This is a genomic window from Alkalimonas collagenimarina, assembly GCF_030717845.1.
GTDB classification, from domain to species: Bacteria; Pseudomonadota; Gammaproteobacteria; order Enterobacterales; family Alteromonadaceae; genus Alkalimonas; species Alkalimonas collagenimarina.
Genome location: NZ_JAUZVZ010000020.1, coordinates 37,788 through 64,458, shown reverse-complemented (window position 1 = coordinate 64,458; position 26,671 = coordinate 37,788). Strand labels below are relative to the sequence as shown.

20 protein-coding genes are annotated in these 26,671 nt (G+C 49.6%); 11 read left to right on the top strand and 9 right to left on the bottom strand.

Features of this window, described 5'->3' with window-relative positions; translation table 11 throughout:
* Nucleotides 1–25 precede the first annotated feature (25 nt).
* Nucleotides 26–1,126: a LysM peptidoglycan-binding domain-containing protein gene (locus tag Q3O60_RS13340; protein ID WP_305894440.1), complete on the bottom strand. Its 1,101-nt coding sequence runs from the start codon at nt 1,124–1,126 to the stop codon at nt 26–28.
* A gap of 123 nt (nt 1,127–1,249) precedes the next feature.
* Between Q3O60_RS13340 and def the strand changes: the two genes are divergently transcribed.
* Genes def through trkA form a run of 4 tightly spaced genes read left to right on the top strand, consistent with a single transcriptional unit; the run spans nt 1,250 to nt 5,410 of the window.
* The gene (gene def, locus Q3O60_RS13335; RefSeq protein WP_305894439.1) at nt 1,250–1,765 is read left to right on the top strand and encodes a peptide deformylase; all 516 of its coding nucleotides are present in this window, start codon (nt 1,250–1,252) and stop codon (nt 1,763–1,765) included.
* A gap of 12 nt (nt 1,766–1,777) precedes the next feature.
* Nucleotides 1,778–2,740: a methionyl-tRNA formyltransferase gene (gene fmt, locus Q3O60_RS13330; protein WP_305894438.1), complete on the top strand. Its 963-nt coding sequence runs from the start codon at nt 1,778–1,780 to the stop codon at nt 2,738–2,740.
* A complete protein-coding gene (rsmB, locus tag Q3O60_RS13325) occupies nt 2,730–4,037 on the top strand; it encodes a 16S rRNA (cytosine(967)-C(5))-methyltransferase RsmB (RefSeq protein WP_305894437.1) in 1,308 nt (435 codons plus the stop codon). The genes fmt and rsmB overlap by 11 nt, the downstream gene beginning before the upstream one ends.
* Entirely contained in the window at nt 4,034–5,410 is a 1,377-nt protein-coding gene (trkA, locus tag Q3O60_RS13320) for a Trk system potassium transporter TrkA (protein WP_305894436.1), read from the top strand. Before rsmB ends, trkA begins: the two co-directional genes overlap by 4 nt.
* 11 nt (nt 5,411–5,421) lie before the next feature.
* On the opposite strand, the gene Q3O60_RS13315 is transcribed toward trkA, so the two are convergent.
* Genes Q3O60_RS13315 through Q3O60_RS13305 form a run of 3 tightly spaced genes read right to left on the bottom strand, consistent with a single transcriptional unit; the run spans nt 5,422 to nt 10,255 of the window.
* A complete protein-coding gene (locus Q3O60_RS13315; protein ID WP_305894435.1) occupies nt 5,422–6,873 on the bottom strand; it encodes a TrkH family potassium uptake protein in 1,452 nt (483 codons plus the stop codon).
* A 49-nt stretch (nt 6,874–6,922) separates the two neighbouring features.
* On the bottom strand, nt 6,923–8,245 hold the full coding sequence (gene pepQ / locus Q3O60_RS13310; RefSeq protein WP_305894434.1) for a Xaa-Pro dipeptidase: 1,323 nt from the start codon (nt 8,243–8,245) through the stop codon (nt 6,923–6,925).
* A gap of 54 nt (nt 8,246–8,299) precedes the next feature.
* The gene (locus tag Q3O60_RS13305; protein ID WP_305894433.1) at nt 8,300–10,255 is read right to left on the bottom strand and encodes a transglycosylase SLT domain-containing protein; all 1,956 of its coding nucleotides are present in this window, start codon (nt 10,253–10,255) and stop codon (nt 8,300–8,302) included.
* Between the two features lie 196 nt (nt 10,256–10,451).
* On the opposite strand from Q3O60_RS13305, the gene fadB reads away from it, so the two are divergent.
* The 7 genes from fadB to Q3O60_RS13270 all read left to right on the top strand — a co-directional run bounded on the left by fadB (nt 10,452) and on the right by Q3O60_RS13270 (nt 18,884).
* Nucleotides 10,452–12,605, top strand: coding sequence for a fatty acid oxidation complex subunit alpha FadB (fadB, locus tag Q3O60_RS13300; RefSeq protein ID WP_305894432.1), 2,154 nt, complete (start codon nt 10,452–10,454; stop codon nt 12,603–12,605).
* 17 nt (nt 12,606–12,622) lie between these two features.
* On the top strand, nt 12,623–13,786 hold the full coding sequence (gene fadA, locus Q3O60_RS13295) for an acetyl-CoA C-acyltransferase FadA (protein ID WP_305894431.1): 1,164 nt from the start codon (nt 12,623–12,625) through the stop codon (nt 13,784–13,786).
* Nucleotides 13,787–14,070: 284 nt separating this feature from the next.
* A complete protein-coding gene (gene tusA, locus Q3O60_RS13290; RefSeq protein WP_305894430.1) occupies nt 14,071–14,316 on the top strand; it encodes a sulfurtransferase TusA in 246 nt (81 codons plus the stop codon).
* Nucleotides 14,317–14,500: 184 nt separating this feature from the next.
* Nucleotides 14,501–16,078, top strand: a complete 1,578-nt coding sequence (locus Q3O60_RS13285; RefSeq protein ID WP_305894429.1) for an amidohydrolase family protein — start codon at nt 14,501–14,503, stop codon at nt 16,076–16,078.
* 61 nt (nt 16,079–16,139) lie between these two features.
* Nucleotides 16,140–17,192, top strand: coding sequence for a GGDEF domain-containing protein (locus Q3O60_RS13280; RefSeq protein WP_305894428.1), 1,053 nt, complete (start codon nt 16,140–16,142; stop codon nt 17,190–17,192).
* Between the two features lie 127 nt (nt 17,193–17,319).
* On the top strand, nt 17,320–17,703 hold the full coding sequence (locus tag Q3O60_RS13275; protein WP_305894427.1) for a BlaI/MecI/CopY family transcriptional regulator: 384 nt from the start codon (nt 17,320–17,322) through the stop codon (nt 17,701–17,703).
* Nucleotides 17,703–18,884 (top strand): M56 family metallopeptidase, encoded by a 1,182-nt coding sequence (locus Q3O60_RS13270; RefSeq protein WP_305894426.1) that lies wholly within the window; start codon nt 17,703–17,705, stop codon nt 18,882–18,884. The genes Q3O60_RS13275 and Q3O60_RS13270 overlap by 1 nt, the downstream gene beginning before the upstream one ends.
* A gap of 77 nt (nt 18,885–18,961) precedes the next feature.
* On the opposite strand, the gene glyS is transcribed toward Q3O60_RS13270, so the two are convergent.
* The 5 genes from glyS to dnaN all read right to left on the bottom strand — a co-directional run bounded on the left by glyS (nt 18,962) and on the right by dnaN (nt 26,661).
* Nucleotides 18,962–21,019, bottom strand: coding sequence for a glycine--tRNA ligase subunit beta (glyS, locus tag Q3O60_RS13265; protein WP_305894425.1), 2,058 nt, complete (start codon nt 21,017–21,019; stop codon nt 18,962–18,964).
* Nucleotides 21,016–21,939, bottom strand: coding sequence for a glycine--tRNA ligase subunit alpha (gene glyQ / locus Q3O60_RS13260; protein WP_305894424.1), 924 nt, complete (start codon nt 21,937–21,939; stop codon nt 21,016–21,018). The genes glyS and glyQ overlap by 4 nt, the downstream gene beginning before the upstream one ends.
* Nucleotides 21,940–22,046: 107 nt before the next feature.
* Nucleotides 22,047–24,461 carry a DNA topoisomerase (ATP-hydrolyzing) subunit B gene (gene gyrB / locus Q3O60_RS13255; RefSeq protein ID WP_305894423.1) on the bottom strand — a complete coding sequence of 805 codons (2,415 nt, stop codon included), beginning with the start codon at nt 24,459–24,461 and terminating at the stop codon, nt 22,047–22,049.
* The gene (gene recF / locus Q3O60_RS13250; protein WP_305894422.1) at nt 24,448–25,548 is read right to left on the bottom strand and encodes a DNA replication/repair protein RecF; all 1,101 of its coding nucleotides are present in this window, start codon (nt 25,546–25,548) and stop codon (nt 24,448–24,450) included. The genes gyrB and recF overlap by 14 nt, the downstream gene beginning before the upstream one ends.
* Nucleotides 25,549–25,557: 9 nt before the next feature.
* Entirely contained in the window at nt 25,558–26,661 is a 1,104-nt protein-coding gene (gene dnaN, locus Q3O60_RS13245) for a DNA polymerase III subunit beta (protein ID WP_305894421.1), read from the bottom strand.
* Nucleotides 26,662–26,671: the final 10 nt, after the last annotated feature.

Here is a 26,671-nt window from a genome sequence, read left to right as displayed (position 1 = left end):
CATCTATTCCTAACGAAATACCTTACTAAGGCGAAATAATATGATCTCCAACCCGTACAGGCCGAAATGTATCCGTGACAATAGCGTAGCTGGCGCGATCTGCAACTTTAAAGACCATTAAATGACCGACCATTTCCCGCGGCATAGTGATTTGTTCATGACCAAAGTTACGCGCCAACCGTTGATAGCGGCTCGAATCTTCCAGGTACACCGGCTTGCCATCATTGCCATCGACCACGGTCGGTGATGGGCGGACGATATTCAACATATTACCGGGTTGCAGTTGTTCATTCGTGCCACGATTGATGATAACAATGTCCCACTTAGAAAACTCACGTAAATTAGAAGTTGTATCAATAATCAGACCTTCCACCGCCAGCTCAGGTCGACTCATATGAAAATAGGCAGGTAAGGCTTCACCATCAATGGAAGGCAGCACAACATCACCCTGACGAATTTCTCGCCGGGCATCCATTACTTGCAAAGAAGCCGGCTCGTTATTGGCGGCATTGCCAGCACGAAAGGCTCTACTGGTGGCAACAAGATTGAGCTCATGGCCCAGCTCATCTTTGGTTTCAGGGTCAATATAAGCTTTACCGCGCCGATAAATAGCATAGCCTTTTCCTGGCTCTAACTCGCCTCGCGCATAAAGAATATGGCCTTCAGTGGCATTTTTAACATTGGAGCTAGCACCAAGAATGTAGGGTTGACCGTTCAATTGTTCCGCCGTCATGAGTTTATCATGGGTTAAAAAAGGTCGGATCATCGCCAAGGGTAAGGTCGTCACCGCATCGGGCCGGGTATCGGTCACCCGGGTTCGGGGCGAAAGCCGAACCACACGGTTATCCCGCACCAACATTGGCCGGCCATCGGGCCCATACACCAGTTTCAGCACATCGCCAGGGAAGATCAAATGCGGGTTATCAATTTGTGGGTTCATTCGCCAAAGTTGAGGCCAACGCCATGGTTCACTTAGGTACAACGCCGAAATGTCCCATAGCGTGTCACCTTTTTTCACCACATAGCGTTCCGGCGCATCTTGACGAACGGTCAACACATCTGCCGACGCAAAAAAAGCCCAACAGAAGGCGCACAACGCCAAAAGTTTGAGAATTGGTTTTAACATGCCGACACCCTCAGCGCGATCTTATTGTAATTATGACAGACGAAGCTGTTCATAGAGCTCATTAATGGCTAAAATTAGACCTTAGCACAGTTATTTCATTTAAGCATAGTATTTGTGGAGCCTATGAGCGTACTTCGAGTTTTGCATTTTCCAGACCCTCGCCTTCGCACCGTTGCCAAAGCGGTGACCGAAATTACACCCGAAATTCAGCAGCTTGTCCAGAACATGCTGGATACCATGTACGATGAGAACGGCATTGGCTTAGCCGCAACTCAGGTCGACGAGCATGTCCGTGTGGTAGTGATTGATGTATCCGATGATCGCAATGACCCCTTGGTATTCATTAACCCGGAAATCATCGATAAAAAAGGCGATACCAGCTACGAAGAAGGCTGTTTATCGGTACCACAAAACTATGCCAAAGTGCAGCGCGCAGAAGAAGTGACTGTGAAAGCCCAGGATGCAAAGGGCGAGTGGTTTGAAATGCATGCCGATGGGCTGCTGGCGATTTGCATTCAACACGAGTTGGACCACTTACTCGGTAAATTATTTATCGACTATCTGTCGCCGCTGAAACGTGAACGGATCCGAAAAAAACTTGAAAAAGAAGCACGGCTGGCTGAACGCCACGCCCTGTAAACAGGATATATCGTGACTACCCCATTACGCATTATTTTTGCCGGTACCCCGGATTTTGCCGCCCGCCACCTGCAGGCACTGCTCGAAAGTGACCATCAGGTCATTGCCGCCTATACACAACCTGACCGCCCTGCAGGCCGAGGCCAACATCTGACTGCAAGCCCAGTGAAGCAGTTGGCTGTTGAACACTCTATTCCGGTTTTTCAGCCAGCATCTTTAAAAGCAAGCGATGCTCAACAGCAGTTGAGTGACTTGCAGGCAGATCTGATGGTGGTAGTGGCTTATGGTTTACTGCTGCCACAAGCGGTATTGGATGCACCTCGCTTAGGCTGTATTAATGTGCATGGTTCATTATTGCCACGTTGGCGTGGCGCGGCTCCTATCCAGCGCGCTATTTGGGCTGGCGATCATCAAACCGGTGTCACTATTATGCAAATGGATATAGGCTTGGATACCGGAGCCATGCTCAGCAAGGTCAGCTGCGCTATAGCGGATAGCGACACCAGTGCTTCTTTATATGACAAGCTGGCTGAACTTGGGCCGATCGCATTGATCGATGCTCTGAGCCAGTTACCAGAGCTGCAGCAAGCCGCGGAGCCACAAGATGAGCGTCAAGCCTGCTATGCTGCTAAGTTGAATAAAGATGAAGCGCTACTCGATTTCAACAAATCTGCCACCCAGCTAGAGCGTGAAATTCGGGCCTTTAACCCTTGGCCAGTCAGCGTCCTGCACCATGGCAAGCACCGTATTAAAGTTGTGCAAGCACATGTTGAATCAACTATTGAACCAGCAGTAGCCGGCACTGTTCTGGCATTGAACCGGCAAGGGCTGAAAATCGCTACCGCCGAGCATGTTCTGGTGATTACGCAGCTGCAGCCTGCCGGGAAAAAAGCCATGCCGATTGCTGACTTCATCAATGGTCGGGCAGACTGGTTTACTGTTGGTACGGTACTGAGCAGGCCTGATGCCAACTAACCTCAGAGCGCTGGCCGCACAGTGCTGTTATCAAGTGGTGGAACAAGGCCGTTCGTTATCGGATGTACTGCCCAAGGCGCAGCAGCAACTGGCCGACAGCAAAGATCAGGCCTTATTGCAGGAAATTTGCTTTGGCGTACTACGCTACCTTGCTCAACTCGATGCTATCTGCCGTCAGCTGATGGAAAAGCCATTGATTAAACAGCTGCGACCGCTGCAGTTTCTGCTGTATGTCGGCATTTATCAATTGCACTGGCTTCGCATTCCCGATCATGCAGCCATTAGTGAAACCGTTGAAGCCGCTCGACAACTAAAGGGCAAGTCAATGACACGGTTGATCAATGGCGTACTGCGCACTGTTCAACGTCGACCTGAATTGTTCCAGTTTGAGCAGCAGCCAGATGCGGTTCGCTACAGTCATCCGGGCTGGCTAATAAAACAATTGCAACAAGCCTACCCAGCTGACTTCGCCGATATTTTACAAGCCAATCAACTGAAAGCCCCGCTTTGGCTACGAGTGAATCTGCAGCAAGTAACCGTAGCAGGCTTTACGCAGGCCCTAACGGAAGCTGATGTTGAGTGGCAACAGCCGTTGGCAGAACTGCCTGAGGCTATTTTGCTAAGCAAGGCACAAGATATTAGCAGCTTGCCGGGTTATCAAGCAGGTTGGTTTGCTGTACAGGATGCCGCTGCTCAGTTTGCTGCACACTTACTGGAGCCTGCCGATACACACCGAATTCTGGACGCGTGCTGTGCGCCTGGCGGTAAAACCTGTCACCTGCTGGAGCGAGCACCCGGAGCAAGCGTGCTGGCCCTTGATGTAGATGCCAGCCGGTTAGAACGCGTGCATGCCAACTTAGATCGGCTTCAACTACAGGCTGATGTCCGCGCAGCAGATGCCAGCGAGCCAGATAGCTGGTGGGATGGTCAATTGTTTGATCGTATCTTGCTGGATGCTCCCTGCTCGGCTTCCGGCGTGATCCGCCGGCATCCCGACATACGCTGGCTACGAAAGGCGAGTGATATCGACGCTCTGGCCGCTATTCAACAGCGCATGTTGCGTCAGTTATGGCCCTTATTAAAACCGGGTGGCATCTTGCTGTATGCCACCTGCAGTGTGTTGCCGCAGGAAAATAGCACACAGCTGACGCAATTCTTAGCCGATACAGCCGATGCGCAATTACTGCCTATTCAGGGGAAAAGTCAGGGCTGGCAAATCCTGCCCGGCCAACAGCAGATGGATGGCTTTTTCTATGCTAAAGTGATGAAACAACCTCTGGCTGAAAAAAATCTATGAAAATCATTATTCTTGGTGCAGGCCAAGTCGGTGGAACTCTGGCAGAAAACTTAGTCGGCGAAATGAATGAGATCACGCTAGTCGATACCAATATGGAAAAGCTGCGTCTATTGCAAGACCGCTTTGATCTGCAGGTGATCCATGGTTACAGCGCCCACCCGGATGTGCTGAAAAAAGCAGGTGCCGAGGATGCCGATATGATCATTGCTGTCACCAGCAGTGACGAGGTCAACATTGTTGCCTGTCAGGTGGCCTATAGTATTTTTCATACCCCGCTCAAAATTGCCCGTATTCGTAGTAACCAATACTTAAAGTATCGTGACCAGCTGTTTCGTAAAGAAGACATGCCAGTCGACCACTTTATTGCCCCGGAAACCCTGGTGACCGATTACATTCGGCGTTTAATTGACTACCCGGGTGCTTTGCAGGTAGTGGAGTTTGCCGAAGGTAAAGTCAGCCTGGTAGGCTTACGCGCTTACTATGGCGGCATGCTGGTTGGCCATGCATTATCCACCTTAAAAGTGCATATGCCGAATATTGATGCCCGGGTGGCTGCAATTTACCGCCGGGGAAACTCCATTAAACCACTCGGCACCACTGTGATTGAAGCGGATGATGAGGTGTTCTTTGTCGCCGCCACCAAACATATCAGAGTCGTCATGAGTGAGCTGCAAAAGCTGGAAAGTAGCTATCGCCGTATCATGATTGCCGGTGGCGGTAATGTTGGCTTAGGTTTGGCGCGGGCGCTGGAAAACAACTACAGCGTCAAACTGATAGAGCGCAGTAAAGATCGGGCAGAGTTTTTATCAGGTACGCTGGATAACACACTGGTGTATGTTGGCGATATTTCCGACCCGGAACTGCTGGAAGAAGAAAACATCGAGCAAATAGATGTGTTTATTGCCGTGACCAACGACGATGAAGCCAATATTATGTCAGCTATGCTGGCCAAGCGGATGGGCGCGCAAAAAACCATTGTCCTGATCAAAAGGGGTGCCTATGTCGACTTGCTGCAAGGTGGTGAAGTCGATATTGCCGTCTCCCCGCAGCAAGCCACCATTTCCGCGCTGCTGACCCATATTCGCCGTGGTGATATTGTCAATGTTCACTCACTACGTCGTGGAGCAGCAGAAGCCATCGAAGCCATTGCGCATGGTGATGAGAACACATCCAAAGTGGTTGGTCGCGCCATTGGTGATATAAAATTACCGCCTGGTGCCACCATCGGCGCCATTGTTCGCGGTGATGAAGTAATGATTGCCCACGACCCGATTGTGATAGAAAGCAACGACCATGTCATACTGTTTCTGGTAGACAAAAAGCACATTCATGAAGTAGAAAAACTGTTTCAGGTCAGTGCTATTTTTATTTAGGCTGTGTTGACCTAGTCTTTCCAAAATGCCGGCGTAAAGAGTACCAACAAGGTGAAAACTTCCAGCCGGCCGAACACCATAGCCAATACCAGCAAGTATTTACTGGCATCAGGAATATTGCCAAAGTGCGCCGCCACTTCCCCCAGCCCGGGGCCTAAGTTATTCAGACACGCCGCAGTTGCTGAAAAAGCCGTCATGTTATCCAGCCCAGTCATAATAAGCAGTAACATGATGATAACGAACACCAGCGCATACGCCGCAAAAAAGCCCCAAACCGCTTCCACCACCCGATCAGGCACGGCCCGCCTGCCCAGTTTAATGGCATACACCGCCCTTGGGTGCACCAGACGATTCAGCTCACGCTTGCCTTGTAAAAACAGCAGGAACACTCGGACTACCTTCATGCCGCCACCGGTTGACCCGGCACAACCACCAATAAAGCTGGAAAAAATAAGTAGAATGGGTAAATACAAAGGCCAAAAAGCAAAACCATCCGTGGCAAAGCCGGCGGTGGTTGAAATAGAGACCGCTTGAAAGAGCCCGTGATCCAAAGCTTGCCAGCCACTCTCGTACACCTGACTGTGCAGTAGCCCGAGAAAAACCAGCACCACAAGTGCCAACTGAATGCCGAAAAACGCTTTAAACTCAGGGTCGCGCCAGTAAGTCAGGACATTTTTTCCGCGTAGCGCAGCAAAGTGCAGCGGATAATTCACTGCACTAATCAGCAAAAACACCACACAAATAATATTAATAGCCGAGCTGTCAAAATGGCCAATACTGCCGTCGTAGGTCGAAAAGCCGCCAATAGCCACTGTGGAAAATGAATGCCCTACCGCATCAAACCAATCCATGCCGGCGATACGGTATGCCAGCGCGCAGGTCACGGTAAGGCTGACATAAATAATCCATAGGTGCTTTGCCGTATCCGCAATACGCGGTGTGACCTTGTTGTCTTTGACCGGGCCAGGCGTTTCAGCTTTGTATAGCTGCATGCCCCCAACCCCTAACATTGGCAAAATAGCCACGGCTAACACAATGATCCCCATGCCGCCAAGCCATTGCAACTGCTGCCGATAAAACAAAATGGCTTTTGGCAGGGCCTCAATGTTGGTCATGACCGTCGCACCGGTCGTGGTCAAGCCTGAAAAGGCTTCAAAGGTAGCATCTGCTAACCCCATTCCGGTTTCAGAAGCAAGGTAGAGCGGCACGGTGCCAACTGCACCAAGCACCAGCCAAAACAACACCACAATCAAAAAGCCATCACGCACTTTTAAGTCACGCCGATACAGCCGATTGGGGTACCAAATGATAAGGCCAACAAAAATACAGATCACAAAAGACAATATAAATGGCACTCCAGCACCATCTTGGTACCAGAGTGACACAAGCGCAGGGGGTAGCATACTGACACTGAATACAGCGACCAGCAGCCCCAAGATGCGGATAATGGAGCGGTATTGCATAAACCTAAGTTACCTCAAACTGACACTATGTCAGAACAGAGCTAGAGGTTTAATCCAGCTGCAATTCCCTGGTCATATTTTCATTGCGATCACGGTGTACAATGACGTTATCTTCAATGCGAATGCCGCCATAGGGTTTGAAAGCATTGATTTTATCCCAGTTTAACTGCTTTTGCAGCGCATCGGGCAAATCGTGCAATAAGCTATCGATAAAGTACAACCCAGGCTCAATGGTAAACACCATCGATGGCTCGATTAAACGGGTACAGCGCAAGAAGGGATGCTCTTCCGGCGGCGACACATGAATGCCACGCTCATCAGCCATAAAGCCGCCGACATCATGCACCTGCAGCCCTAAATGATGACCCAAACCATGCGGAAAGAATGCCTGTGTGATCTTCTGCTCAACCATCGCATCAGGTGAGGCTCGAACAAAATCAAAGTCAGCAAGCGCTTGTGCAATCAACTGGTGAGTCTGAAGATGCAGCTCGGTGTATTTGATACCGGGCTTTAAACCATCCACCATTTGCTGCGTAATCTGATCAATACGGCCAATCAGCTCAGCAAACTCATCATTCCGCGCAAAACTGTAAGTGCGGGTGATATCAGCTGCATAACCATGAAACTCAGCGCCAGCATCAATCAGAAAGCTTCGGTGTTGTTCTGGCTTCTGTCGCTCCAGCGCAGTGTAATGCAAGATTGCGCAGTTTTGGTTCAGAGCAATAATGTTACCATAAGGCACTTCATTTTCAGTCTGTCCTACCGCCGCCAAATAAGCCAGTTGAATATCAAACTCCGTACCGCCAGCATAAAAAGCTTTCTTGGCAGCTAGATGCCCGGAAACCGCCAATTGATTGGCTCGGCGCATGCATTGCAGCTCGTAATCGGTTTTATAAGCACGATGGTAGTGCAGGAAGTTTAGCACCGGTTCAGGGTTAAGCTCAGTAAATCCCAATGCTTGAGCGACTTCAAGATACTCGCCAATATATGCCAAACGGGCTTTGTCATAAGGCAGCAACTGCTCCACCTGATTGGCCTTTTCCAACAGTTGAATATCAAAGTAATCGGCCCAAAAATCAGCGGGCTCATCTGGTACCTTGTGCCAAAAATCTTTTGGCCGGTAAAAAATCAATTTAGGCTTGCTTACTCCATCAAGCTGTAGCCAACAATGCGGATTATCTACCACTGGCAACCAGGCTTTAAAGTGCGGATTGGCTTTAAATGGGTAATCCATATCATCCAGAAATTTGCGCTTAGCCTGACCTGAATGGATCACCAGACCATCCAGATTTTCCCGCTCCAGCAATTGTTGCGTTCGATGCTGTAAGATCTGAATGTGATGAGCATAGAGTGTAGGGTCAATATGGGCCATAACGTCCTTCTTCTATTCTATAGGTATCATGAGTTTACTGAGTATATGATAGCATCATTCGTCCAGCTGCCCAATCTGCATGCTGTGCAGCGGGGCAAATACATCAACGGGGTTGTCCATACGGATATTGTAAATTTGATAATACGCCAACACCGCTTTCACGTACTCGCGGGTTTCTCTAAACGGGATGGTATCGATCCAGATATCAGCTGGCATCGCCCGATCTCTTGGGATCCATTGCCGTACCCGGCTGTATCCTGCATTGTAGGATGCTGTAGCAACGATTAAGTTGCCATCGTTGCGTCGCATCAGATAATTCAGATAATCGGTGCCATAACTGATATTGGTGATCGGGTTGTACAGCTGTCCCAGCTGCACCGGCTGCTTGGCAATGTAGTTAGCCGTATTGGGCATAATTTGCATCAAACCGCGTGCGCCTACAGGGGAGTTGGCATCCACCATAAAGGAGCTTTCTCGTCGCGTAATCGCCATCGCCCAGGCGGTATCCACCTCCGCCTTGCCTGCATACTCTGTCATTTCATCTTTAAAGGCTAATGGAAAACGCAGCTCAATATCATCCCAGAAACCGACATCAGCCAGCGAGAAAATGGAGCGCTCATACCACTGCATCTGCGCAGCCAAACGTGCTGAAGCCATTTTAGTCTGCTCATCGGCTACTCGCTGTAAATGATTCCACTCCCGCCGGGCTTCGGTCATCCGGCCTAATGCTAACCACTCTTGAGCACGATGCACCGTTGGGTGCGAAGCCAACTCGGTGACCTCCAAGTCGGTGACCGGGACCGGCCGGTGCGACAGGCTGGGGGGTAACCCCAAGCGGGATGCAGCCATAAAACCATAGTAATTTCGTTGTTGAGCCAGTTGCCGCCACAATACATCGGCAGAGTCAGTCGCTCCTTGCTGTTCAAGTGAGCGTGCCAACCAGTACTGCCAAGCCGCCGACTGCTGCAGTTCAGCAGGCATGGTTTCAATCATTCGCTGTACCAAAGGCCAGTCTTGCTGATGCAGAGCATGCGCCACCCGCCAGTGAGCCAAAGTATCATCCATGTGTGCCGTTGGTACCTGCTCCATCCACTCGATGGTTCGCTCATCGCCTTTACTGGCCAGCGCAACAGCAAAAGCTCGTATCACCACCTCACGCTGCGATTCAGTAAAATGAGGATCCGTTTCATGCCGCTGCCAGGTCCTTAGTGCCAAATCCGGATCGCGCCAGACCATGCGGCGCAAGCCATACGCCAAAATTTGTCGCTCTCGTTGATCCCGCCCGGGGAAAAAGCTACGTTGTGCCACCACAGCAGGATTACGTCGGGCTCGGATCCATAAGTCGACTAAATACTGTTCACTGCTTGGCAATAGCCCCCGTAAATAGGGTAATAAGCCAGCCTGACCGCCATCAGCAACCTCTCCAACACGCTGCCAAATGACTTCAGGCGTCATTTTGCCTGCATCACGCCAGCGGGCAAATAGCGGGTCACATGCTCTTGGTTGTGACACACCGACCGTCCACAGCTCACGTACTTCAGGCCAAATCCGCTCTGCAGGCTCTTTTTCCAACCGAAAACGAAGTGCATGGCACTGCAACTCAGCATCCTGTGTCGGCCGGTAGTTCGCCAAAAAGAGCTCAGCGGCTTTTCGTTGCGCCAAGTACAACAGCCAACGCTTTCGTAAAGGCCAATCCATTGGCGTGCCCTGATATCGCTGCAAGAACTGTTCGATGCGCTCAGTGGAGTCAAGACGGCCTTCCAGCCAGCGTTGCTCTAGATAGGGTTGCAGAGGGTAATCCGCCAACTCTGTCAGCCATTGCTCCGCCTGTGTGCGATTGGTCGAGCCAATTCGCAATTCGGCGTGCACGAACTGTTCGCGTTGCTCACTCAATAGTAACGCTTGCTGATCTGGGGCATCAGCAGCTATAGCGGTACCGAACCACAAGCCAAGCCCAGCGACCAGACTCCGACATGACCAGTTATGGTAAATTAACCCTGCCTTCAACATGCTTTCAATCCATTTCCTGCCTATAGTTAATGCTCGTAGGTGTTGGTGCAATCAGCCTTGCTAAAAATCAAACACCCGTTTAAAAAATAGTTGAATTTTTCTGCCATCCGCGACACACTGATGGTAACGCTACCTCATCGTACCAGTTAGCGCGTGACCGTACGCACATGACCTAACCATCATAGGGAGACCATGCATGATGTATCAAAGTCCACGCATTACCGTCGAATACATCAAAGACGGCATTGCTCAGTTTACCTTCAATGCTGAAGGCTCCGTCAATAAATTCGACCAACAAACCTTAGCAGATTGTAAGGCAGCATTGGAACAGCTGCATCAGGATAAATCTCTGAAAGGGGTATTGTTTGCCAGCAGCAAAGAGACCTTTATTGTTGGTGCTGATATCACAGAGTTTTTAAGCACCTTTCAACGTCCTGAGCATGAACTGATCCCATGGATTAAGCAAGCCTCTGATATTTTCGATCTGTGTGAAGATTTACCGGTTCCAACCGTAGTGGCCATTAAAGGTTTTGCTTTAGGCGGTGGTTGTGAGTGGACATTAGCTTGTGATTACCGGGTAGCGGATACCACTACCAAGATTGGCTTGCCAGAAGTTAAGTTAGGCCTGATGCCTGGCTTTGGTGGTACTGTCCGTCTACCTCGTATTATCGGCGCTGACAATGCCATGGAGTGGATCACTACCGGCAAAGATCGTAATGCCAGCAAAGCACAGCAAGAAGGTTTGCTTGATGCAGTCACCGCACCAGAGAAACTGGAAACAGTAGCTTTAAGCATGCTGGAAGACGCCATTGCCGGCAAACTGAACTGGCAAGCCAAACGTGTGGTGAAATTACAGCCACTCAAGCTGAATAAAACAGAAGCCACCATGAGCTTTACCACAGCCAAAGGCATGGTATTCGCCACAGCAGGTAAGCATTACCCAGCTCCGATGGTCGCCGTTCAGACCATTGAAGCGGCTGCTCGGCTAGAGCGCGCTGGTGCCATGGCACTAGAAAACCAAAATTTTGCCAAACTGGCAAAAACCGATGCAGCGTCAGCACAGGTCGGCTTGTTCTTAAACGATCAGTTCATTAAAGGCAAAGCAAAGAAAGCGGCGAAAACCGCCACCAAGGCAGTGCGTAAAGCAGCGGTCTTAGGTGCTGGTATTATGGGTGGTGGCATTGCCTATCAATCAGCCAGTCGTGGCGTTCCTGCGGTGATGAAAGACATCAACGAACAAGCACTTGAGCTTGGCATGGGTGAAGCCACCAAGCTGTTGGCGAAGCAGGTTGAGCGCGGCCGGCTGGATGCAGTCGGTATGGCGAAAGTGATTGCCAGCATTACGCCATCACTCAGCTATGAAAGCGTGAAAGACGCCGATATCGTCGTTGAAGCGGTGGTAGAAAACCCGAAAATCAAAGGCGCAGTGCTAAAAGAAACCGAAGCTCTGCTTAGCGATGATGCTATTTTGACATCCAACACCTCAACCATTTCCATTGACTCTCTGGCAGCCAATTTAACCCGGCCACAAAATTTCTGTGGCATGCACTTTTTCAACCCAGTACACCGCATGCCGCTGGTCGAAGTGATCCGCGGCAAAGACACCTCCGACGAAACCGTCGCTGCTGTAGTCGCCTACGCCGCCAAGATGGGTAAATCACCAATTGTCGTCAATGATTGCCCTGGTTTCTTCGTCAACCGGGTGCTATTCCCTTATTTCGCCGGCTTTAGCAAGCTGGTACTGGATGGGGCAGATTTCAGTGCTGTCGACAAAGTAATGGAAAAGCAATTTGGCTGGCCGATGGGCCCAGCTTACCTGCTGGATGTAGTCGGTTTAGATACCGCCTTTCACTGCACCGATGTGATGGCAGACGGCTTCCCGACCCGGATGGCCAAATTGGACAATGACCCGGTTGCTGCCATGTATAAAGCTGATCGCTATGGCCAGAAAAATGGCTTGGGCTTCTATGCCTACAGCAAAGATGCCAAAGGCAAACCGAAAAAAGCAGTCGATGAAGCCAGCCTGACGTTATTGGCTGGCATCAGCAGCGCCAAAGCCGAATTTAGTACCGAAGAAATTATCGCTCGCTGTATGGTACCCATGATCAACGAAACCATTCGTTGTCTGGAAGAGGGCATTATTGGCAGCGCAGCCGAAGCCGATATGGGACTGATTTATGGTCTGGGCTTCCCACCATTCCGTGGTGGGCCGCTGCGCTACGTCGATACCATTGGTCTCGAACAGTTTGTGGCTTTAGCCGATCAATACGCGCATCTGGGTGAGATTTACCAGGTGACTGATAAAACCCGCGCCATGGCCGCTAATGGCCAGCGTTTCTTCCCGGTCTAAGCGCAGGAGTATTTGGTATGAAAAACGCAGTAATCGTAGATTGCATCCGCACCCCGATGGGGCGCTCAAAAAATGGTATTTTCCGTAATGTCCGGGCTGAATCATTGTCAGCACATGTGATGGCCTCGCTACTGGCACGTAATCCTCAACTGGATGCGGCCGACGTCGATGACATCATCTGGGGCTGCGTGCAGCAAACGCTGGAGCAAGGCTTTAACATCGCCCGTAACGCCTCTTTACTGGCCGGTATCCCTCACTCCGTGCCAGCGGCAACCATCAACCGTTTGTGTGGTTCCTCGATGCAGGCGCTGCATGATGCGGTAAAATCAATTCAAACTGGCATGGGTGAGGTGTATCTGATTGGTGGCGTCGAGCACATGGGCCATGTTCCCATGAGTCATGGTGTCGACTTTCACCCCGGCTTATCAACGTCAGTCGCCAAAGCGGCAGGCATGATGGGTTTAACCGCTGAGTTGCTCGGTAAAATGCATGGCATCAGCCGCGAGCAACAAGACCAGTTCGCCGCGCGCTCGCATCGCTTAGCGCACGAGGCAACCTTGGAAGGTCGCTTCAAAAATGAAATCATTCCGACCGAAGGTCACGATGCCGATGGTGCCTTACGAGTCTTTGATACCGACGAAGTGATTCGGCCAGAAACCACTGTCGAAGGCTTGAGCCAGTTGCGTCCAGTGTTTGATCCTGCCAATGGAACCGTGACCGCAGGCAGTTCATCTGCTTTGTCGGATGGGGCATCCGGCATGTTGGTGATGAGTGAAGAAAAGGCCAAAGCATTGGGCTTGCCTATTCGCGCCTATGTTCGAGGCATGGGTGTCGCAGGCTGTGATCCATCGATTATGGGCTACGGACCAGTCCCTGCCAGTAAAAAAGCTTTGAAAATGGCCGGTATTGATATCAACAGCATCGACTTCGCCGAGCTAAACGAAGCTTTTGCCGCTCAAGCCTTACCGGTGATGAAGGATTTAGGCTTAATGGACGTAGCAGAGCAAAAGGTTAACCTGAATGGCGGCGCCATTGCTCTGGGCCATCCTCTGGGTTGTTCTGGCTCACGCATCAGCACCACCTTGCTGAACGTGATGGAAGCTAAAGGCGGAAAATTCGGTCTGGCGACCATGTGCATTGGTTTAGGGCAGGGCATTGCCACCGTGTTTGAGCGGCCTTAAGCTGGCAGCTTTAAGCAGAATCACTTAGAATAAGGGCCGTCTTACGGCCCTTATTTAATGGTATTTCAGGGGCGGTCACTTGCATACTGCAACACCCCCAGTGCTCGCCACAACGTGCTTAGGGGCTACTCCTGCCCCCTAACCGTGCGGTCGGCGTTGCCGGGCGAAGTCGTTCCCGACGACCTCGCCACCCGCATACGCTACGCTTTAGTTTTGTGGCTGTGCCCGCGGGGTTGCAATCTTCGCCAAATACCTATTAACTAAATATGTTCTGTGGAGTAACGATGCAACAGCTTTTTGATAACGCCAGCCAAACCTTAGATGCTATGGGCATGCGCTGCCCCGAGCCGGTGATGATGATCCGGCTGGCTATTCGAAAGATGCACGTTGGTGATACCTTGCTGATTATCGCAGACGACCCTGCTACTACCAGGGATATCCCCAGTTTTTGCCGCTTTATGGATCACCAACTGCTGGCCAGTGATACCAATGAACTGCCGTATCGTTATCTGGTAAAAAAAGGATGTTAAGCCATGATTTGGGCACTAATTAAAGAGTCACCTGCAACTTGAGCATGAGTTTTGATAAATATTGCGATGTGACGTGATGCAAATTAGGCCACGCTGGTCGCAAAAATCTCCGCGTTAACAGCATTCACTGGATTTAACCGCCCAGCCTTGCCACACTGATGAAAAATCAAAAATGAGTGCTGTCATGAATCTTCGTACACCATTGTTCCTGCTTTTTGCCATAAGCGTGTTACTGCTTCCCCTAACCATAGTCGCTAGCGAGCGAACCCCATCAGCACCAGAGCGGGATCAGGGCGATGGTCCCTATCAGCGACTGATTTTACGAGGTGGCACTCTGATCAGTGGCGAAGGTGCGCCAGCAGTTGGTCCTGTTGATATTGTTATTGAGCAGGATCGCATTACTCAGGTCGCCATTGTCGGCTACCCAGATGTCCCGGTGCTGGCAGATCAAAGACCGAAAGCACAAGCTGGCGATCAGGAAATGGATGTCACAGGCATGTACATTCTGCCCGGCTTTGTCGATATGCATGGCCATATTGGTGGTTCGGCCCACGGCATTCCTGCGGAGTATGTGTTTAAGCTCTGGCTGGCGCATGGCATTACCACCGTTCGGGAGCCCGGCAGCTTTAACGGCCTCGACTGGACTTTAAAGCATGTAAAGGCTGCTGAAGAAAATCATATTGTCGCGCCACGCATCATTCCCTATGTTGGCTTTGGTCAAGGATTAGGCCAACCCGTGTTCAGCCCCGATCAAGCTCGCAGTTGGGTCAAAGACATTAAGCAACGTGGAGCCGCTGGCATCAAGTTTTTTGGCGCAACACCGCCCATCATTGCAGCTGCTCTGGATGAAGCTAAGCAGCAACAGCTTGGCACCATGATGCACCACGCTCAACTGAATGTGATGCGTACCAATGTGCTCGATAGCGCTCGCATGGGACTTGATTCGATGGAACATTGGTATGGCTTACCGGAAGCATTGTTTACCGGCCAAACCATTCAAAACTATCCGGCCCATTACAACTACCAGAATGAACAAGACCGATTCGGTGCAGCGGGTGAGCTGTGGAAGCAAGCAGCAGCACCCGGCTCAGATAAATGGAATGAGGTCCGTGATGAGTTGATAGCTCTTGATTTCACAATCAATCCAACACTGACTATTTATGAAGCCAGTCGTGATGCTGCAGCTCAGCGCAACGCAGAATGGCACCAAGAGTACACCTTACCAACGCTACACCGCTTCTTTACCCCTAGTCGTTATGCGCACGGTTCCTATTGGTTTGACTGGACCACCGACCACGAAATCAGTTGGCGGGAAAATTACCGCATCTGGATGCAGTTCCTGAATGATTTTAAAAACCATGGTGGGCGTGTCACCGTTGGATCCGATGCCGGTTACATTTATAAAATTTATGGCTTTGCCTTTGTACAAGAGCTAGAACTGCTGCGTGAAGCAGGCTTTAATCCACTGGAAGTCATTCAGGCAGCCACCTTAAATGGTGCCATTGCACTTGGGCTAGACCATGAAATCGGTAGCATTGTGCCTGGGAAGAAAGCGGACTTACTTATTGTTGCCGAAAATCCTTTAGCCAATTTCAAAGTATTGTATGGTACAGGCCATTATCGCCTGAACGCTGACAATCAAGCCATGCGTACTGAAGGTGTCCGATACACCATCAAAGATGGCATTGTGTATGATGCCCAGCAATTACTTAGCGATGTGCGTCAACTTGTACAACAAGCCAAGCAGGCTGAACACGACTAAGGGGAAATTCCCTCAAGCTATGCTAGCCTTAATGCAATTGGATCTCATGGAGTAATTGCTTTTGCAATCATCACTCAGACTGGATACTGGCAAACACGCCCGGAAAATTGATGCCACCAGACGTATTTATATCCTGTCTTTTGTCAGCTACATCGCTGGTGCTGTGATGGTGCTGTTTGGCTTTATGAGCTGGGATGCAAACGCTTTGTTGTTGCCTACTATTTTGTTCGGTGGTGGTAGTTTATTTTTTGCCAATATACTGTACTTTCAACTGACTAAGCAGCTGGATAGCGCTTGCCAAATTGAAGCCGTATTGGTGGCCATTTTTGTGCTGGCGTTAATTTATCATGGTGGCCATAACAATACGGCCCTGTACTGGGCTTTTCCTTTCCCCGCTATTTTGTTTGGTTTACTCGGTGTCCGTAAAGCCTTACTAAGCAATGCCATTCTGATGGTGTTGCTGATTGTACTGTTGCTCCAGCCTGATGCACTTTTAGCCGACTACAAAGAGGCAGAAGTGAGTCGATTTCTGGTATCCATGCTTATTGTGATTGTCGTTTGCTGGATAAACGATCACTTCCGAGAGCGAAGCCACGAGGCGATGAGTGCGCTGCAAAAAAGTAAAGACATGGAGGCCAATACCGATCCATTAACGCTGCTGGTCAACCGTCGCTATATTGAAGCCAACTTTGCTCAGCAACTGCACAATTACCCTCAGCACTATTTTCCGCTCGGTGTCGTGATGTGTGATATTGATCACTTTAAACTGTTTAATGACCAATACGGCCATGATGTGGGTGATGAGGTGTTAAAGACAGTGGCTGATATTTTTCGTTCTCATCTGCGACCCCAGGATATTGCTTGCCGCAACGGTGGCGAGGAGTTTTTATTGCTATTGCCGCAAACCGACTTAGAACAAAGCAAAAGTGTTGCCGAAAAAATCCGCGCAATTATGGCAAACCAACCCTTCATGTTTGGCTCTATTGAGGCTCCTATAACTGCCAGTTTTGGCGTTACAGTGTGCCAGGAACAAAGTCACTTTCAAGCCGCAATTAAAGCCGCTGACCAGCAGCTCTACCGTGCCAAAGCAGCAGGGCGTAATCAAGTTCATTAAACAACGCTAACTTCACTTTTCATGCTGCAATACTCCTATTTGAAAAAATAATCACTCAAAAAACTTGCGCCACTGAATTACATGTGTAATCTTTAATGTATTACAAATGTAATTCATAGGGGTTTATATGTTGGATATCAGCAATGCTGAGCTTGATGTGATGCAAGTGATTTGGCAACAGGCGCCTTGCACCGCTGCCGACGTGATCAGTCGATTGCAGCAACACAAAGACTGGCATGAAAAAACCGTCAAAACACTGCTCAACCGCTTAGTCAGTAAAGGTGCCTTATCCTATCAAAAACAAGGTCGCGCCTACCTGTATAGCCCCTGTATCGCACAACAGGATTACCAGCAACAGGCCAGTGGTAACTTTATCGATAGACTCTTTGCCGGAAGGGTTGCACCTTTAGTTGCCAGCTTTGCTCGCAAGCATGATGTCAGCGCTGCCGATTTAGCTGAGCTTAAGCAGCTAGTTGCCGACTTAGAGCAAGAACAGCAGGAGGACAACTGATGATGATGTGGCTTTGGCAAAGTAGCTTGTTGCTGGCAGTAATTAGTATGCTGCTATTATTAGCACATCCCATACTATTAAAGCAGCTTGGCCCTCGTAGTTGTTATCTATTGTGGCTGGCGCTTCCTGTCGCAGTAATGCTGCCGCTACTACCTAGCATCAGCTTAGCTAGCGCAGTCAATCCTCCGATAATAGATACTCTATTGATTACTTCAGGTCAGCTTGAACAAAGTATTCAGGCCAGTACCAGCTTGCCTTACCTGTTATGGCTCTGGGGAGCAGGGGTCTTTGCAATGGTGGCATGGTGCCTTGCCAGCCTCTACCAACTTAAACGACTACTACAGCAACAGCGGCATGTCGCAAGCAGCAAGCTCAGCTGCTACATTGATCCGGCCAATCAGGGTCCAGCGATTTTTGGCTTCTTCCGGCCCCACCTGTTGCTGCCAGCAGACTTTCATCACCGCTTTAGCCGGTCACAGCGTCGGCTGATTCTACAACATGAATTGTGTCACTGGCAGCGAGGTGATTTACACGCCAACCTGCTAGCCATTACTTTGCTGTGTTTGTTCTGGTTTCACCCCCTAATATGGCTGGCTTATCGACGCTACCGCGCCGATCAAGAACTGGCCTGTGATGCCGATGTGTTGCAACAACAGCCTCAATCTACTCAGCTTTGTTATGCCAATGCGCTGCTGGCAGCAATGCAGTCTGTTCCTACCCCGTCAGTGCACTACCAACCTTTTTGCCATCATTATGGAGCGAAACAATCGATGAAAGAACGTCTGTTACAACTTAAACAACAACATGGTTTTAGCAAAACCCCCACCTTAATCCTACTTGCCACTTTATTAATTGCTACCTTGTTATGGCAGCGCCCACTGCAAGCAAGCCAATTAGAACCAACCCGAGCTGATGAAGCAAACGTAGCTACACCTATAGTAAGAGTCGAACCACGCTATCCTGTGAAGGCGGCTAAAGAGGGTATAGCTGGCTGGGTCACTCTTGCTTTTAATATCGATGATGATGGAAGTCCTAAAAGTATTCGTGTGGTGGCAGCTCATCCAGATGATATTTTTGAAGCTGAGGCAGTAAGGGCGGTAAGTCGCTGGCGCTATGATCCTAAACACAAAGGAAGTGATATCAGCATACAGCTAAATTTCGAAATGGATGCTATAGAGTAACTCATAATCCATAATTAGCGCTGAAGTTAATAAGCCAGCATCCCTGCTGGCTTTTTTATGATTACAGATTTGTGCTATTAACTTTGCAGCAGCGAAATATCTGCCACCTGCAGGAACAGGGCGCGTAGTTGTTTCAGAAGAGCCTGACGATTCTGCCGCACCGCGATATCATCTGCATTCACCATCACCTGATCAAAGAAGCTGTCGATCACATCTCGCATGGCGGCCAGATGCGCCAGACTTTCGGTGTAGGATGGTGCTGTTGCCTGGTACTGCTGTTCTGCCTGAATCGCCTGGTAAAGCGCTTGTTCAGCCACTTCAGTGAGTAGCTCCGACTTCACGCTATCGGCAATAGCACCGTCAACCTTGGCCAGAATATTAGCAACACGCTTATTGGCTGCAGCTAACGCAGCTGCTGCATCCAGATTACGGAACTCAGCCACGGCTTTGACCCGGCGATCAAAATCAGCTGGGCTGGTAGGCCTGCGAGCCAATACGGCTTGGATCACATCAACCGGGTAGCCTTGCTCCTGATACCAGGCACGGAAGCGGCCCAGCATAAACTCCAACACATCTTCTGACACAGTAGGGCAGCTAAGCTTATCGGAAAAAGTCGCCTGACTTTGGCCAATCAGCTGTACCAGATCCAGTGGCAGTTGCTTTTCGACCATGATACGCAAGGCGCCTATGGCAGCACGGCGCAGAGCAAAAGGATCTTTATCGCCCTTCGGTGCCTGACCAATACCGAAAATACCGACCAAGGTATCCATTTTATCAGCAATAGCAACGGCGCAGCTTTCCAATTGCGCTGGTAAAGCATCGCCAGAGAAGCGAGGCATGTACTGCTCATTAAGCGCTAGAGCAACGGCTTCATTTTCACCATCCAGCCGTGCATAATGCATACCCATGATGCCCTGAACTTCCGGGAACTCACCGACCATATCGGTCATTAAGTCGGTTTTGGATAGCAAGCCAGCACGTGCAGCATCAGCTGTATTCGCACCAATCATGCCCGCAACCGCTTCGGCCAACGTAGAAATACGTACTGACTTTTCAGCCAGTGTACCCAACTGCTTTTGAAACAACACAGTTTCCAGACTGGCTAAGCGATCTGCCAATTTGGTTTTTTGATCGGTGCGAAAGAAAAATTCAGCATCCGCCAGACGCGGCCGTACTACTTTTTCATTGCCGGAAATAATTTGCTGCGGGTCTTTACTGGTAATATTGGTAATAAAAATAAATTGATTCAGCAACTCACCCTGCTTGTTTTGCAGCGGAATGTACTTCTGGTTGTCTTTCATGGTTGAAATCAACGGCTCTGACGGTACTTGCAAAAAGCGCTGTTCAAACTCACCGACCAACACCACCGGCCACTCAACCAAAGACGTGACCTCTTCCAGCAAGTCGTTGTCCATCAATGCCGTTGCCTGCATGTCAGCCGCTGTTTTTGCAACGTGCTCGGCAATATAGTCTTTTCGTTCATTAAAATCTGCCACCACATAGGCATCTTTTAACACGGCAAGGTACTGATCGGCATGATCGATGGCGACTAGATCGGGTGCATGGAAACGATGGCCATAACTGTGGCGGCCAGCTTCACGACCAAGAATAGTGGCAGGCACCACATCATTGCCATACAGCATTATCACCGTATGAACCGGGCGAATAAACTGAGCGTCAGAACTGCCCCAGCGCATAGGCTTCGCGATAGGCAACCTGGCTAAGGCTTGCTGCACCACGTCAGGCAATAAACTGACCGTAGCCGCGCCCTTTTGCAGCTGCTTGTACAGCAACCAGGCGCCCTTATCGGTTTCAAGGTGTTCAGCATCAGCGACATCGATTCCGAGGCCTCTGGCCCATCCCTGCGCTGCTTTACTTGCATTGCCCGCTTCATCGAAGGCGGCACTCAACGCTGGCCCGCGCTTCTCTACCACTTTATCCGCTTGCTGCGCCACCAGTTGGTTGACGCGAACCGCCAAACGACGTGGTGCCGCATACCAGCTCACCTCAGCATGGCTCAGTTCCAACGTAGCCAGCTCGGCGGTCAGCTGCTCTGCAAAGGCGGTTGCTAAGGTTTTTAATGCTTTCGGTGGCAACTCTTCAGTGCCAATTTCTACCAGAAAATCCTGTGTCATGACGATGCCTCCTGCGTGTTTTTCTCTTTGCAAAGAGGGAAGCCCAATTGCTCCCGCGAAGCGTAATAAGCCTCGGCACAAGCTTTGGCCAGGGTACGCACCCGCAAGATATAACGCTGTCGCTCTGTCACAGAGATGGCATGGCGAGCATCCAGCATGTTAAAGGCGTGCGATGCCTTCATTACTTTTTCATAGGCCGGTAGTGGTAACCCCTGCTCGATTAAGTAATGACTCTCTTTCTCACACTGATCAAACAAAGCAAACAACGCCGGGACATCGGCATGTTCAAAATTATAGGTAGATTGTTCAACTTCATTTTGATGGAACACGTCACCGTAACTGACCTTACCCAGCGGACCATCCGCCCAGACCAAATCATAAATGCTATCGACACCCTGAATGTACATGGCCAAACGCTCCAAGCCATAGGTGATTTCACCCGACACAGGTTTGCACTCGAGGCCTCCTACTTGCTGGAAATAGGTAAACTGGGTCACTTCCATACCATTTAGCCAGACTTCCCAGCCTAGGCCCCATGCTCCCAAGGTAGGTGACTCCCAGTTGTCTTCAACGAAGCGGATGTCATGTACCAAGGTATCCAGCCCCAGTTCTCTTAACGAACCGAGATACAGCTCCTGAATGTTATCGGGCGAAGGCTTGAGCAGCACTTGAAACTGATAGTAATGCTGCAAACGATTGGGGTTCTCACCATAGCGGCCATCGGTAGGGCGGCGACAGGGCTGAACATAGGCTACATTAGTGGGCTCTGGTCCTAATGAGCGTAAAAAAGTCATCGGGTGGAAGGTACCCGCCCCCACTTCAAGGTCCAGTGGCTGCACTATGACGCAGCCCTGACGTGCCCAGTAATCCTGCAGAGCCAGTATCAGGCCCTGAAACGTTTGAAGGTCATACTTTTGCATGCGCTTGCATTCCATCTCAATAAAAAAGGGGTCAGGCTATCCTGGCCCCTTATGGGTTCGGTTTTTAACGCGCCATCCACGATCAGATGACAGCCACTGCTACTGGACTAGACATCCAGATTAGCGACTCGAAGCGCGTTCTCTTCAATAAAGGCTCGCCGCGGTTCAACATGGTCGCCCATTAAGGTGGAGAATAACTGGTCGGCACCAATGGCATCTTCAATGGTGACCTGCAGCATACGCCGGGAGTTTGGATCCATGGTGGTTTCCCATAGCTGATCAGGGTTCATTTCACCCAGCCCTTTGTAGCGCTGAATGTAAAGCCCTTTCTTCGACTCACTCATCAACCATTCCAGTGCTTCACGGAAACTTTCTACCGGTTTTACTTTCTCACCCCGACGAACATAGCCACCGTCTTCTATCAGCTCACGGATTTCTTCACCCAAGGCTGCGATGTTGAGATAATCCTTTGACGTGAGGAAGTCATGATGCAGCACATATTCGTAATCAATACCGTGCTGGCGAATGGTGATTTTTGGCATAAATAAATGCCGCTCACGATCTTCAAACACCAGATGGTCATAACTGGTGCCATTACCAACCAAGTCTTGCAGTTGTGTGACTAATTGCTTTACCCAGGCACTGACAAAGTCCTGATCTTTGCACTGCTCAATATTCAGAGTCGGCACATAGATCAACTCGTGCAGCAGCAGGTAAGGGATTTTCCGTGCCAGCCGATCTAAGGTCGACATTACTTTATGATACTGACGAACCAGTTTCTCTAAATGCGCCCCTGTGATGCCTGGTGCTTCTGCGTTCACATGCAGGCTGGCTTCGTTCAATGCCAAGGTCGTGAGGTACTCAATACGAGCTGGTTCGTCTTTCAAATACTGCTCTTGCTTGCCCTTTTTCACCTTGTACAACGGTGGTTGAGCAATATAAACATAACCTTTCTCAATCAACTCTGGCATTTGACGGTAGAAGAATGTCAGTAGTAGCGTTCGAATATGCGAGCCATCGACGTCAGCATCCGTCATCAGAATGATACTGTGATAGCGTATTTTATCTGGGTTGTACTCTTCGCGACCAATGCCGCAACCGAGCGCAGTGATCAAAGTGCCTACTTCTTGCGACGACAGCATTTTGTCAAAACGAGCTTTTTCCACGTTCAGGATTTTACCTTTTAGTGGCAGAATGGCCTGGTTTTTTCGATTCCGACCTTGTTTCGCCGAGCCACCCGCAGAATCACCCTCGACAATATAAAGTTCAGATAACGCAGGATCTTTTTCTTGGCAATCCGCTAACTTACCCGGTAAGCCTGCAATGTCCAGTGCGCCCTTTCGGCGCGTCATTTCCCTTGCTTTACGCGCAGCTTCGCGCGCACGAGCGGCATCAACAATCTTAGTCACAATGGTCTTGGCTTCGTTTGGATGCTCAAGCAAGTATTCATTCAGCTTTTCGTGCATCGCGCTTTCAACCGCAGATTTTACTTCGGAAGAGACCAGTTTATCTTTAGTTTGTGAGCTGAATTTAGGATCCGGTACCTTGACACTGACAACAGCAGTTAAGCCTTCGCGTGCATCATCGCCAGAGGCGGCCACTTTCATTTTCTTGGCATAGCCTTCCTGATCAATATAGGTATTCAATACCCGCGTTAACGCAGAACGGAAACCTGCTAAGTGAGTCCCACCATCCCGTTGTGGAATGTTATTGGTGAAGCAGAAAATATTTTCCTGATAGCTATCATTCCACTGCATAGCCACTTCAACCGAAATGCCATCTTCACGCTCATGGGTAAAGGTAAATGGCTTGGCATGAATAGCCGTTTTGTTTTGATTCAGGTATTGCACAAAGGCCTGAATGCCGCCTTCGTATTTGAAGTGGTCACGCTTATCAGAGCGTTCATCACTAAGGATAATACTGACGCCAGAGTTCAAGAACGATAACTCACGTAGCCGTTTCGCCAAAATATCGTAATGGTAATTGATGTCAGTAAATACGGTAGGGCTTGGCCAGAAGCGCATTTCTGTACCACTTTCTTCTGTTTCGCCAATCACCGCCAATGGCGCAACGGGAACCCCAAGGTGATATTCTTGCGTAAAGACCTGCCCCTTACGACGGATAGTGAGCGCTAACTTGTCAGACAAAGCATTCACTACCGAGACACCGACGCCATGCAAACCGCCTGAGACTTTGTACGAGTTGTCGTCAAACTTACCGCCGGCATGCAACACCGTCATGATTACTTCGGCTGCAGAGACGCCCTCATCATGCATTTCTGTTGGAATACCGCGACCATTATCGCGCACAGAAATAGAGTTATCGCTGCAAATGGTGACCCAGATATCGCTACAATGACCAGCCAAAGCCTCGTCAATGGAGTTATCTACCACCTCGAATACCATGTGGTGTAAACCGGAACCATCGTCCGTATCCCCGATATACATACCAGGGCGTTTGCGAACTGCATCCAGCCCTTTTAATACTTTGATACTCGATGAATCGTAATCATGTTCGGCCATAGTTGTCTGTCCGTGCTGTCAAGTTACCATGTTCCACGTGAAACACTGCCGTAGTATCCGGCGGCATCTGTTGTAAAACTGGATCAGGATCAATTGCTGTAACAAATACCTGAGAGTTAATGGTTTTTAGTAAATGGAACACTTGTTGAATGGAGTCGGCATCCAGTTCAGACGCTAAATCATCAATCAACAAGATGGGCTGCTTATTGCCTTCTCGTCCAATTACATTGCTTTGTGCAATTTTAAGTGCAAATAATAACATCTTTAGCTGCCCACGTGATAACACTTCTTCAGCGGGCTGCTGTTGTACTTTAATTCGTAAATCGGCCTTTTGCGGCCCAAGCTGAGTGAAACCCATTTTCACATCAGAAGCCATATTGTTTTGCAGTAACTCCATCAAAGGCTGGCTGTCAGACCAGCCGGGATAAAACTGCAAACTGACCTCCGAGAGTATCTCATGCTTGGCTACCAGCAACGCAAACTCAGCAGCAAGCTTCACCATATAGCGTTGCCTCAGTTCAGTAATCGCTTCAGCACTTTGGCAAAAATACTGATCCCAATAACTAAATTGCTCTGGGCTGCTGCGCTGCTTTAATAGCGCATTGCGTTGTTTGTTGGCTTTACTGAATAACAACCATTGTTGAAAAAAGGAAGGTTCCACGTGGAACAATCCCATATCAAAAAAGTGTCGTCGCTCTTTTGGCCCACCAAAAAAAATACGAAAGCTATCCGGGGTGATCAGTTGAACCGGCAAATAATGGGCGATGTCCGCTAGGCGGTGAGCGCTATCACCATTAATCCGCAATGAAAGCTCGCCTTGACGACCGCGTTGCATCCCCAAGGTAATGGCTTGCTGCGCCATTTGCAACTTTGCATGCACGGTACACTGAGCAGCATCAAACCGAATCATTCGCGGCAAGCGCGACGTTCGAAACGAGCGGCCATGAGCCAAAAAGTAAATGGCCTCGAGCAAACTGGTTTTGCCACTGCCATTGGCACCACAAATCACATTAAAACCAGGACCAGGTTGCAATTGCTGGCTGACAAAATTGCGGAAGTCTGTGACAGACAACTGACGAATAGACATGCCTTACTGCTACAAACGCATCGGCATAACTACATAAGATGCCTGAGCATTACCTACACCTTCAATCAATACGCTGGAATTGCTATCACTTAGATGCAACAACACTAAGTCGGTATTCAAGCTGTTCAACACGTCCAACAAATAGCCAACATTAAAACCTATTTCCAGCACATCGCCTTGATACTCAACTTCAATCACTTCTTCGGCTTGTTCATGCTCTGGATTGTTGGCGGTAATTTGTAATTCGTTGACTGCCAGATTAAAGCGCACACCTCGGTATTTCTCATTGGATAAAATTGAAGCGCGAGTACAAGCATCTTTCAGCAAAGGACGATGCGCAGTGACCTGCTTGGTACTGTTGCGTGGGATCACCCGGCGATAGTCTGGAAAGCGACCATCGATCAGTTTGCTGCTAAAACTAAAGGCCGCATCTTCCAAGCGAATATGATTATTGCCCAAGCTTAAGGTCAAACTGCCATCATCGTCTGGCAGTAGACGCAACATCTCCAATACCCCTTTACGAGGAATGATAAGCTGCTGCTGAGCGCCCGTGCTTTGAGGCAGCTGCAATTCGCTCATGGCAAGACGATGGCCATCGGTCGCTACGGTGCGAACCGTTTGCTGATCCACCTCAAACAACAAACCATTCAAATAATAGCGCACGTCTTGATTGGCCATTGAAAAGGCGGTTTCTTCAAGCAATCGGCGCAGTTCGGCCCGCGATAACTGCAAACTGACATCGCCTTGCCAACTTTCTAAATTTGGATAATCACTGGCTGGCAGGGTCGTCAGAGTGAATTTTGCCTTGCCACAACTGATAACAAAGTGATCGCCAACCACGGTCAACTCAATAACAGAGCCATCAGGTAAACTGCGACAAATATCCAGCAGCTTGCGGGCAGGGACCGTCACACGGCCATCTTTATGCACCTGAGATACCGCCACACTCGCGACCATTTCGATTTCTAAATCAGTGCCCGTTAATGCCAGCTGCCCTTGCTGCACATCCAACAGCACATTGGATAAAATGGGTAAGGTGTGGCGCCGTTCAATGGCACCAGAGACCATTTGTAGTGGCTTGAGCAGTGTGTCTTTATCAATGCTTAAATGCATAGCAAATCCC